This window comes from Paenibacillus sp. FSL L8-0340, assembly GCF_038593145.1.
Taxonomy (GTDB): Bacteria; Bacillota; Bacilli; order Paenibacillales; family Paenibacillaceae; genus Paenibacillus_AQ.
This window is the reverse complement of the sequence record NZ_CP151967.1, coordinates 4,722,996-4,734,421: the sequence shown is the minus strand read 5'-3', so window position 1 is coordinate 4,734,421 and position 11,426 is coordinate 4,722,996. Positions and strand designations below refer to the sequence as shown.

Below are 11,426 nucleotides of genomic sequence, written 5' to 3'. Positions count from 1 at the left end.
CTGTTAAGCCAGTCTAATCTTCATCCAGCATGACTTTTGTGGTTAAAGCCAGCAATTCCCTTAATCTATCTATGCGCAGATGGTAATATAAGCGGTGATCCTCTCTTTTAATTTCCAGAAGATCCAGAAAGAATAAGAAGTTGGAATGGTAATTTACAGCTGCCGGTGTAATGCCAAGGGCCGCGGCGATTTCCTGCCCGTAATGCGGGCGTTTTTTTAACAGCAGCAGGAAGTCGAGGCGTCTTTTATCCGAGAATGCTTTTAAGAAAAGCTCTGTTTTCTCCCGGTCAGCAGCAGGTCCGTATACACGGTCGTTGAGTACCCCAAATATCACCCATCCGACCCTTCCAGCCTCCGTCCAGAAATTAAGAAAATGATTGCCCACCTGCGAAAAGAAGCTGATATGAAAAGTCGTCGGTTCATCATACAGCGCAGGCTCATTTTTGTTAATATCCCTAATGAAGCGGACGGGATCGGCCAGGAAAAGTGCTTCGTAATGTAGAGTGGCTTGTTCAGACTCCATTCGTAACCGCTCTTTCCAATAGGTAAAGACATCCTTGTAGAATTGATGGAGCAGCTGCATATACCGCAGTTTCGTTTCTTCCGGGAAAGCAAGACATTCAAGCAGCGGTCCTTGCGCCCCGGCAACCTCAGGCTGGGGTTTCGTTCTTGCCACAAGCTCAGACATCAAATGAACATCCTTCTTGACTTCCTCCCAGTCATTGCCTTCCAGCAGATCCTCCAATTTATCGGAATACACGCCATACACCATTTCGGCTACCACTTGTTCTGCCGGTCTCTGCTCCAGCCGTTCAATCCATGCTTCTGCAGTCTGTGGATCAGGATATGTGCAGATGGATTCGTAGAAAGCAAAATCGAGTGCCTTATGGAAAAAGTTATAATTGAAAAAAAACTGAAGCTCCCGGTAGGAATGAGGTGACAAACGGACCCGTGCGTCCTCAAAGTAGGCTGCTACGAGTGGGTCCATCTTAATCTTGTAATCCTCTGCCATGGAGGTAAGCTCTCCCTTACAAGCGATCATTCCCATGGACACTATCAATTCGATGGCCTCATTGTAAGCAAAATTAATATTGTTCAGTAACATATCCTTCATCGCAATTTGCATACTGTCCTCCAATTTCAGGATTGAATATTTTAAATCTTATGGATAGTTGGTTAATATTTAATAATTACTTAATGTTAAAATAACCCATAGTCAATATTTTGTAAAGAGTAAATTTATGATGGAGATCCAAGCCATAAAACGGCAAAAAAAAGATGCCATAGGCATCTAGGGTGATCCGTAATTGTATTATTGTAATTGTGTCATGTACTCATATGCAGTAATCCCGAACATACTTTTGAAATGCCTGTTCAGATGTGTCAGATCCACAAATCCGTATTCCGCTACGGCCGTGTAGATATCCTTGCTGGCCTCAATGGACCGTTTGGCATGTTCCACCTTGCAATTCAGAAAAAACTGATAGGGCGAGATCCCTGTATGGGCCTTGAACTCGCGGATCAGCTGGTATTTGGACATCCCAAACTCTGTACAAAGATCATCGAGTTTGAGCACATTGCCGATGCTGCCGTACATCATTTCCTTCGCCTGTTTCACTAGCCGGTTATTCTTCCGCTGCTCTGCGTCCATCGCTGTTTTGGATAACATGCCGATTAGATTGATCAACCGCTCCGTACACAGCGTTTCGTCGTTACCGTCCAGAATGGCCCGGCTGAGGGCGCAGATGCTTCGTGCCAGGCTGACGTCGTATACGATAGGGGTCTGGAAACGCAGCTCTTTCTTCCCCAGGATCTCAGCTACCAGCTCGGGCTTGATATAGAGCATAACATAATCAATGCCTTCCTTATCGTAGGACCTGCCGTCATGATACTGCTCGCGGTTAAACAGCATGACGCCATTCCTGTGGGAGGACTGGAAGCTGTCGCTCAAATTATATTGCTGAATGCCGCGCAGGGTTACGCCGACAGCATACTCCTCGTGGCAATGTTTTTTATAGGTGAAATCGGCAAAACTTGCCGCCAGAGCAAGGACATCTGCAGATTTTTTATACGTAAATTGCTCCATACTCTCACCCCCAACACTCTCTATATGATTCCCGATGCCATAATTGCAGAGTATACCAGAAACAGCGCCATTAGAACATTGACTATTTTTTGATGCTGCTGGAGAAATTTCTTGAAGACTGTACCACAGATGACCCAGGTCATAAACGCCAGAAACCCGATAACCGTAATGATAGCTACAAACTGAAATGATGCTAAAGAGGAGGAATAGTAAGGCATCACATAGCTGGGAATCACCGTTAAAGTAAATATGATCACCTTTGGATTCACAAACTGCATCACTAGGCCTGACAAAAAATTGGTATTGTGGAACGGTGTGGCCTTCCCTGTATTCATCTTGTAGATTTGATAGGCAAGATAGAGCATATAGACACTGCCGATGATCTGCATAATACTCACAATATTCGGGATCACTCCGGCAAGCACATGGTTCAGCACAGCAGAAGCGGCAAGCAGCAGGCCAAAGGCAATCGTGGCTCCGTATACATATTTCATGGTTTTTCTTGCACCGAAATGCTGCACTGAAGATAAGATCACAATATTGGTGGGCCCGGGTGTGAAGGTGATAACAACGCAATAGATGATAAAAGCTGTAATATTCATGAGGACCTCCTAAAGTGTATTCCCATGAATAATACAGGCGATCTTAGCATGCATATAGTATATTATTGCAGAAATCACCGAACAGGTGAAACAGGCAGGTGGCACCATCCACAGTGGATTTACGTTCAAATGAGCATACGGAAAAACTCAATCCCCACTTTTTGCAGCGATCCTCTTCCCGTGGACCGTTATTGCTTTTCGCTCGGAAATGTAGGAGCCGGCGAGGGTGAGCAAGGTTCCCGCTACAGTGACCCAAGTGATATTCTCATGCAGGAACAGGGCAGAGGCGGCAACCGTAACTACAGGCACAATATAGATGTACACGCTTGTTTTTACCGCTCCAAGGATTCCGACCACCCGGTTCCAGGTGACAAAACAGAGTGCCGAGGCTCCCAGACCTAAGAAAAGAAGGTTGGATACATTGGAAAGGCTGAGTAATCTGTCCAGGCCAAGACGGAAATCAAACAGTAAAAGCGCAGGGAGCATAAACAGCAGCCCATAAAAAAACACTCTGCGGGTAGCCCCGATCGTATGATGCTGCAATGCGCTTATTTTCCGCATCAGTACGGAATAGATTGCCCATAAGGCAGGGGCCAGGAAGGCCAGCAGATCTCCAATGGGATTCAGCTGCAGGTTGAAACTCCCGTTCAGCCCGATTAACACAATACCGGCCAGCGCAATCAGAAACCCGGTCATAAACTGCGAATTCAGCTTCTCTTCCTCCAGGAAGAAGTGAGCGGCAAGCGCCGTGAAGAAGGGCGCAATCGAAACAATCACGCCAACATTGGATGCGAGCGTATAGACAAGGGCGATATTTTCCACCAGAAAATATAACGTTACCCCACAGAGCCCAGCCTCGATAAACAGCAGCTCTTCTTTGAATGATTTCGTCCGAAGCGGACGCGAATAAATAAGACTCAATGCGACGTAACCGATGATAAAGCGGAAGAACAGAATTTCAATGGGTGTAAAGTCAACTAACAGTATTTTAGTAGAGATAAAAGTTGTACCCCAGATCAGAATGGTAAGCAACGCGAGCAGATGTCCGGCAGTGGCCTTGCGCTCCTCCATCATGGCGTAATCTCCGGAGATGCTTTTGATTCTGTCTGCCGGGTCGTAAATATGCGCATATATTGCTTAGGCGTTAGACCGATCAGCTTCTTGAAGAAATTGGTGAAATGGCTCTGATCACTGAATCCGGTCAGGAGCGTCACTTCAATGGGCAGCATCCCTTGTTCTAACAGGCGTTTGGCATGGTTAATCCGAATCGTTTCCAGGTAGCAATAGGGCGATATCCCTTTTTGTTTCGTAAATAGACGCAGCAGGTGATATTTGCTCAAGCCGGTCAAGCCCGTTAACTGATTCAGCGTAATGCTCTCCATATAATGTGACTCTATGTACTGGCAAATGCTTTTGATTTCCATGGTAAGCTCCCGGTTGGGGCTAGGTAGTTCTGCGTCGGAGTATTCTCTCAGGAGCTGCTCCAGCAGAAATAGGAATAGTTCTTCTTTTTGGAAATCGGACTGTTCCTCCAGCAGCATCCGGTGCAGCTCATGCAGGGACATGGCCAGCTCACTCTGGTAAAGAACAGTTGGTGTGAATCTGGGCAGATCGCCCGCCCCCGTAATTTCCAGCACATAATGGCGCATTATCTCCGGCTCTATATTGATACAGCGATAGTCAAGCGTTCTGCCGTCCAGCTGTTCACAGGCGTGGGGATCCTGCGGATTAAAGATAATCACATCTCCGCTATTAAGAATATACTCTTCATGATTGCATACCAGATACCGCTTGCCCTGTTCAATGAATCCAATGACATAGTAGTCATGGAAATGGTTGGGGAACTTCTGCATTATTCCTTCAAACCGATACGCTTCAAGCTTTAAGTCCGTATCATAGACTACCGTGCGTACTTCACGAGTCACTGTCTGCACCTTCTTTTCCGGTTCTATGTAGCCATTATAATATGGACAAAAGAACATTTCTTGAATGATGTTGCTGGAGCTGAGGTGCAGAACAGCCTTACAGAAAAGGCTAATTGTGGTATGATTTCCGGGAAGAAGCGAAAAAGGAGTTTGCCAATAAGGGGGATTAATCATTGTCCAGAACAAGATATGGAGCTTGTATCATCACGCTGATGTTAGGCTTGCAGCTGGGGTGCAGCGCGGACATAGAGGGAAATGGGAATCATAGAGTAACGGAAACTAAGACTGAAACCAAAACTGTAGAAATAGATAGTAATAAACAGAGTGCAAGTATTCCGTTTACACAACATCTCTACTCCAAGCATTCGACTGATTTTACTTGGGAGTGGAGTAATACCGAAAATTTACCGAAGGAAGTAACGGACCGGTATAAAGAGTACGAAAATTCAGCACCCGGCGGATATCTAGTGAAGGAAACCCCCACAGAGTATTTCATTTGCGTGAGCATCGGGGAAACAGAGTCGGTAACAAAGGGATTTGAGGTAAAATCGCTAACATTTCCGGCTGAACATGCCGCAGCTGAAAAACCAATTTTAAAAATTGAGGCAGTGCCTGCAAGTGATCAGAATCCATCGGACAAAGAAATGTCAGGAAAATTGTTTACCAGATCTCTTATCAGTGTCGCCAAGGAAGATTTGCCGGAAGGCATCCGTTTACATTCAATGATTATGAGTCTGGAAGATTGAAGGATGTGAATAAACAATAGAAGGCATTCCCTTCTCATTTCTCTGTGACCGCTGGTCCGGTTGCAGGGGGATTCCTATCTATAGCGTCAAATAAAGGAAGTATGACAGCACAGCGGATTGCATTGAAAGGAGTAGAGTATTAGGGGCAATAACAACTTAAGAATAACGTAAGAATTACATAAGAAAAAAGAAATTTCTGATCACTACTATAGTAATTAGGGAAAAGAACAGCTAAGTAAGGAAGGTGTATCATTTGGAAATCAAAATACGGAAAACTACGGTTCAAAACCTCTGGATGATGTGGGAAAAGGCATTTTCGGTGCTTACATATTTTCGGGGAGCGAGTACATCGCGTTTTGGCATATGCTCGGTGATGCTAAAAAAACATCGGGGCGAGGCCATTGTATGCCAGGATTCAACAGTTATCCATAAAGGAGAGTGGGTAGGGGAGCTTCACCTGGACAATGAAAAAATTCTGAAGCTTATTAAGTCCGAAGGCTCGGATCGTGCGGCACTGCAAACGGCCCGGCTGCTGCGTAAATCAATGAAGCAAATTAATGAAGCCTTTGAATCGCAGTCGGAGTACCAGCAGGTGAAAGCGTTAATGGGGATCACGCTGCTCCATCGCGGTTTGACACATGGTCTGGGCTTTGAGCAGCAGCAGATGAAATCGGGATTTTTTACGAGAATTACAACAGTCTACCTCCGCCTGCTGCTGTCAGCTATGCATCCGGAAGGAAGAAAAAGAATTGACCGGCGCACTGATCAGCTTGTACCCATGCTTCTGGTTCACTCGCGGGGATCGCTGAAGAAGCGTTTCTCACCCGAACAGCGTCTGTCCGGATAAGCTGCCAATAAAGGGGGAGGCGAACCATGTTTAACTATTTAATAGGAGGAATACTCTGTATTGCCGCTTTTTATATGTTCATTCCAAGCTTAATTTCGCGGATGACCGGATGGGGGGTCTTCCGCAAAGGTAAAGGAAAGGGAGAGGTGGCCTTCACTTTTGATGATGGGCCACATCCGGAATATACACCGAAATTACTCGATTTATTGAAACGGCATCAGGTTAAGGCAACCTTTTTCGTACTGGGATCGCAAGCGGAACGGTATCCCGAGCTTGTTCGCAGAATTGACCGTGAGGGCCATCAGATTGGCATACATAATTATTGTCATACTTCCAACTGGCTAATGCTGCCTAAAACGATTCGCAGTGAACATCTGGATCGTTCCGCAGATATTATAGAAGGTATTGTTGGCACCAGACCCGACCACTATCGTCCGCCCTGGGGCTTAATGAATATGTTTGATTACTTCCGTTACAAGGAGTACCGGATTGCACTATGGTCAATTACGGCAGGTGACTGGAGCAGCCGGGTCTGTCAGACCCGCCTCCAGTCAAAGCTGCTTGACCAAATTACTGGCGGCTCCGTTGTGTTACTGCATGACAGCGGCGAGACAGTGGGTGCAGACTCACAGGCACCTCATTTTATGCTGGAGGCTTTAGACGAGGTGCTGCCGCAATTGAAGACAAGACACCTTAGATTCGTACGATTGGATGAAATGGCATAATACTCATAATGAACCCTCTGCGTTGTTCGCAGCGGGTTTTTCCTGTAAAGGGGATTAAGTAATATTGACCTGGCATAACGAAATAGTTAATGATAATGTAGATGGACACTACAAAAAGATGAATCTGTCCAAGGATTCAAAGCGGGGTGGCTTTATTTGTTTAAAATTATGCTTATCGAAGATGATGTTACGTTATTCAATGAGATCAAGGACCGGTTGTCCCAGTGGTCCTATGAGGTCTATGGCATTTCGGATTTCGGCAAGGTGCTGCAGGAATTCACGGTGATCAAACCGGAGCTGGTCGTGATCGACATCCAGCTGCCTCAGTTTGACGGGTTCCACTGGTGCCGGCTGCTGCGTGCACATTCCAATGTGCCGATTATCTTTCTGTCCTCACGCGATCATCCGAGCGATATGGTGATGTCTATGCAGCTGGGAGCCGATGATTTTATTCAGAAGCCGTTTCATTTCGAGGTGCTGATCGCCAAAATCCAAGCCACATTACGCCGGGTGTACAACTATACATCTATTCCGTTAATGCCGATGCTGTACATAATACTGCTGAATCTGCTGGTCTGTACCGCATTTATGTTTCTCCGATATCCCAAGGAGACCCGGTTCTACAGAAACATGGAAGCCTGGGATCAGACTTATGATCTTGGTGTTCTGGGTGAAGCCGAGAGCCCGTTTGAAAAGGTAGTGCAGGAAGCGGTGATCACCCAAACGGAACGTTACCGGCAGGAGACCTCGGTGAATTTTCAACTGCTGGAATCGGAGAAGGATGATCTGCTGTCGTGGATTCATGAGGTCAAAACTCCGCTAACGGCAATGCAGCTGATGATCGAACGTCTTCCGGACGAGACGCTACAGAAGCAGTTAATGTACGAATGGCTGCGGGTCCATCATCTGCTCGACCAGCAGCTTCACCAGAAACGGATTCCCTTTATGCGCAATGACCTATTTATCGAAAGGGTCAAGCTGGAGCCGGTTCTGAACAAGGAGATCCGGGCGCTGAAATCCTGGTGTATTCCCAAAGGCATTGGTTTCGACGTATTCCTTACGTCCGAAGAAGTACTGACCGATGGCAAGTGGCTAGGCTTTATGCTCAGGCAGCTGCTGACGAATGCCGTGAAATACAGTGAAGCTTCCGATATCCTCATCCTGAGCACGGAAAGAGATGGTCATGTTGTGCTTACCGTTGAGGATTTCGGACGGGGAATTGACCCTAAGGATCTGCCGCGGATATTTGATAAAGGCTTCACCTCAACGAGCGGGCGTCAGGAAGGGGCCGCTACCGGGATGGGACTGTATTTGACTAGGCAAGTAGCGGAGCCGCTGGGGATCAATATTCAGGTGAATTCCGTATTTGGGCAAGGAACAGTATTTACGTTGATTTTTCCACGGGAGAATGAGTTTGTAAAGATTGAAGGCTTGTGAACACATTTGAACGATTTCTCGCGAGAGCCGCTGCATAAGGATGTTTTTGCACATGAAGGCCAGCAGGACTATTATGCTATCTCGAAGATCCGTTGGTCGCCGGATGGAACGCTGGCTTGGGCGGATACGGCAAGTCCAGCCTATACATTCTGAGAATGGCTGGGCCTTTTCAGGAGATATCGGGCATGTGACAACAATGTCACATGCCTCTTCACTTTGTTCGGCGAATCGCAGGAAAAAGAACAACATCCCGCTTATGATAGAACTATAGAAAAGGAGTGGGTGAAACATGATTATTATGCAGGCTAATAAAATTTACAAAACCTACGGAAAGAAATTCAATAAACAAGAGGTCTTGAAAGGCATTGACCTTCAAGTAAATAAAGGCGAGTTTGTCGGCATTATGGGGGCGTCCGGTTCAGGGAAGACGACACTGCTGAACGTGCTGTCCTCCATTGACCGCGTAAGCCAGGGAACGATCGAAATCGAAGGCAAGGAATTTACGGGCATGAAGGAAAAACAGCTGGCTGAATTCCGCAAGCATCATCTCGGATTTATTTTTCAGGAATATAACCTGCTGGATACGCTAACGGTCAAAGAAAATGTGATGCTGCCGCTGTCCATCACAGGTATTTCCAAGAAGGATGCCCATCAGAAGTTTGAACAGGTAGCGGGCGAACTGGGAATCTACGAGTTGAAGGATAAGTACCCCTCGGAAATATCCGGCGGGCAGAAGCAGCGGACATCGGCGGCAAGGGCGTTTGTGCATGACCCGAGCATCATTTTTGCAGATGAGCCTACAGGGGCGCTGGATTCCAAGTCGGCTTCCGATCTGCTGAACAAGCTTTCTGACATGAACAGCAAACGCCAGGCGACCATCGTCATGGTTACGCATGATCCTGTGGCGGCCAGCTATTGCAGCCGGGTGGTGTTTATCCGTGACGGGCAAATTTATACGCAGTTGAACAAAGGTGATGAGTCCCGGCAGTCCTTCTTCAACGATATTATCAAGACTCAGGGCGTATTGGGCGGTGTTCAGCAATGAGCCTGAATTATATCGTTCTGCGCAATCTGAAAAAAAATATTAAAAATTATTATCTTTACGTCTTTGCCTTGATCTTCGGTGTGGCGTTGTATTTTTCCTTTGTGACCCTTAAATATGATCCGGCCATGGACGAAGTCAAAGGTTCGGTAAAGGGTGGGGCAGCTATCGGCACCTCTTCTGTGCTGCTAGTGGTCATTGTTGCGATTTTCCTGCTCTATGCCAATACGATTTTCATTAAACGGCGCAGCCGGGAGATCGGCTTGTTCCAGTTGATAGGACTCACCAAGGGTAAAATCTTCAAATTGCTCAGTGCGGAGAACCTGATTCTGTATTTCGGTTCCATGATCATCGGAATTGGTGCGGGATTTGTGATGTCACGGCTGATATTGATGATTTTGTTCAAAATCCTTGAAGTGGATGAATTGGCCAAGCTGCGTTTCTCCACGCAGGCGCTGCTGCAGACCGTAATCGTTTTTGCCGCGATATACCTGCTGATTATGATCATGAACTACGTGTTCATTAAAGGGCAGAGCATCCTTTCCCTGTTCAGGGTCACTTCCACGACTCAGGAGCGGATTAAAAAAATGTCGCTGTGGGAGATTATCATGGGTTTGCTAGGCATTGGATTTGTTGCAGGGGGGTATTATCTGTCGACCCAGCTTTTCGGCGGAAAGTTCAATGCCATGAACGAATTAATGATTATCATGATCTTGGTTCTCGGCTTAGTCATTGTCGGCACCTACCTCTTCTATAAAGGTTCGGTCAGCTTTGTATTCAACGCGATCCGCAAGAGCAAAAAGGGTTACCTGTCCATCAACGAGGTACTGTCGCTCTCATCGATCATGTTCCGGATGAAATCGAACGCGCTGCTCTTGACGATCATCACGACGGTTTCTGCACTGGCCATCGGGTTGTTGTCTTTAAGCTATATCTCCTATTATTCGGCGGAAGCGACAGCCAAAGAAAGTTCCCCGCATGATTTTGGCTTTGCCCGGACCGAGGCGAAGGAGAAGTTTATTCAAGCGCTCAATAAGGAGCAGATCAAGTACAAGGAAATTGATATCTATCCGGTTGGGGTGGATGTAGATGCCACTCAAATTATGGACTTCTCACCGTTCACAGCCTCCCGGGACCGCCTCCTATCCACCTCTGTTGTCAGTGACATCAGCATCGAAGGTGTAGAATTGGAACCCGGTGAGACCCGTCTCATGGGCTACAGCAGTGCTTTGGAAAAATTAATAACACTGAAAGAGACCGGAGAGGTTGGGTTCCTGACTTCAAGCGGGACGATTAAACTGCAGCTGAACGGTGTATCCAGTCAGCCTACCCTGCCTGTCTATTATGCCTCCGGCTCCGGAGTATTCGTGGTGGATGAGTCCGTTTATCAGAAACTGGTTAAAGTGCTCGATCCCAAACTGCAAAAAAAGAAAGAGGTAGCGAATTATTATGGGATTGAAATCACCGACCGGTCGAAATTGGACACCGCGAATCAAATTTACGAGAACCAAGCTCCGCAGGAGCCAAGCTTTTCCCAGCATGAGTACGAAATGAACCAGCGGAGTAATATGGGGATGATTATGTTCATCGTCGGGTTTCTGGGCCTGACCTTCCTCATTACCTCAGGCTGTATTCTTTACTTCAAGCAGATGGATGAAGGCGAGGAGGAAAAAGGCGGCTATACGATCCTGCGCAAGCTGGGCTTTACCCAGAGCGACCTTCTACGCGGCATCCAATTCAAGCAGTTGTTCAATTTCGGCATTCCGCTGGTCTTCGGCCTGAGTCATAGCTACTTTGCTGTCAAATCCGGCTGGTTCTTCTTCGGTACTGAGATGCTTACACCGATGATCCTGGTCATGCTGTTCTATACAGTACTGTATTCGGTCTTCGGCTTCCTGTCGGTACTCTTTTACAAGAGAGTGATCCGTGAATCGTTATAGGAATTACAGCAGTCTGCCTTTCCGGCAGGCTGTTTTTTTGTATGAAGCAAGTAATCGAAACTTCCCAAATAACGGA

Annotated in this window: 12 protein-coding genes; 7 read left to right on the top strand and 5 right to left on the bottom strand. The window is 46.7% G+C overall.

What is annotated here, in order from left to right:
• Window positions 1-13: 13 nt before the first annotated feature.
• The 5 genes from NST07_RS21580 to NST07_RS21560 all read right to left on the bottom strand — a co-directional run bounded on the left by NST07_RS21580 (window position 14) and on the right by NST07_RS21560 (window position 4,613).
• Window positions 14-1,114 (bottom strand): hypothetical protein, encoded by a 1,101-nt coding sequence (locus NST07_RS21580; RefSeq protein WP_341379056.1) that lies wholly within the window; start codon window positions 1,112-1,114, stop codon window positions 14-16.
• 198 nt (window positions 1,115-1,312) lie between these two features.
• Complete coding sequence (locus NST07_RS21575; protein WP_341094242.1) at window positions 1,313-2,086, bottom strand: AraC family transcriptional regulator; 774 nt, start codon at window positions 2,084-2,086, stop codon at window positions 1,313-1,315.
• Between the two features lie 20 nt (window positions 2,087-2,106).
• The gene (locus NST07_RS21570; RefSeq protein WP_341094241.1) at window positions 2,107-2,688 is read right to left on the bottom strand and encodes a LysE family transporter; all 582 of its coding nucleotides are present in this window, start codon (window positions 2,686-2,688) and stop codon (window positions 2,107-2,109) included.
• Window positions 2,689-2,835: 147 nt separating this feature from the next.
• Window positions 2,836-3,759, bottom strand: a complete 924-nt coding sequence (locus tag NST07_RS21565) for a DMT family transporter (protein ID WP_342481962.1) — start codon at window positions 3,757-3,759, stop codon at window positions 2,836-2,838.
• A complete protein-coding gene (locus NST07_RS21560; RefSeq protein ID WP_342480152.1) occupies window positions 3,759-4,613 on the bottom strand; it encodes an AraC family transcriptional regulator in 855 nt (284 codons plus the stop codon). The genes NST07_RS21565 and NST07_RS21560 overlap by 1 nt, the downstream gene beginning before the upstream one ends.
• A gap of 173 nt (window positions 4,614-4,786) precedes the next feature.
• Between NST07_RS21560 and NST07_RS21555 the strand changes: the two genes are divergently transcribed.
• From NST07_RS21555 to NST07_RS21525, 7 genes are all read left to right on the top strand, one after another.
• Complete coding sequence (locus NST07_RS21555) at window positions 4,787-5,359, top strand: hypothetical protein (RefSeq protein WP_341094240.1); 573 nt, start codon at window positions 4,787-4,789, stop codon at window positions 5,357-5,359.
• 295 nt (window positions 5,360-5,654) lie between these two features.
• Window positions 5,655-6,206 (top strand): polysaccharide deacetylase, encoded by a 552-nt coding sequence (locus NST07_RS21550; RefSeq protein WP_341380385.1) that lies wholly within the window; start codon window positions 5,655-5,657, stop codon window positions 6,204-6,206.
• A gap of 26 nt (window positions 6,207-6,232) precedes the next feature.
• Window positions 6,233-6,931 carry a polysaccharide deacetylase family protein gene (locus tag NST07_RS21545; protein ID WP_341094238.1) on the top strand — a complete coding sequence of 233 codons (699 nt, stop codon included), beginning with the start codon at window positions 6,233-6,235 and terminating at the stop codon, window positions 6,929-6,931.
• A gap of 156 nt (window positions 6,932-7,087) precedes the next feature.
• Complete coding sequence (locus NST07_RS21540) at window positions 7,088-8,368, top strand: ATP-binding protein (protein ID WP_342480151.1); 1,281 nt, start codon at window positions 7,088-7,090, stop codon at window positions 8,366-8,368.
• 6 nt (window positions 8,369-8,374) lie between these two features.
• A complete protein-coding gene (locus tag NST07_RS21535; protein ID WP_342480150.1) occupies window positions 8,375-8,521 on the top strand; it encodes a hypothetical protein in 147 nt (48 codons plus the stop codon).
• A 136-nt stretch (window positions 8,522-8,657) separates the two neighbouring features.
• Window positions 8,658-9,413: an ABC transporter ATP-binding protein gene (locus tag NST07_RS21530; RefSeq protein ID WP_341094234.1), complete on the top strand. Its 756-nt coding sequence runs from the start codon at window positions 8,658-8,660 to the stop codon at window positions 9,411-9,413.
• A complete protein-coding gene (locus NST07_RS21525; protein WP_341094232.1) occupies window positions 9,410-11,350 on the top strand; it encodes an ABC transporter permease in 1,941 nt (646 codons plus the stop codon). The genes NST07_RS21530 and NST07_RS21525 overlap by 4 nt, the downstream gene beginning before the upstream one ends.
• Window positions 11,351-11,426: the final 76 nt, after the last annotated feature.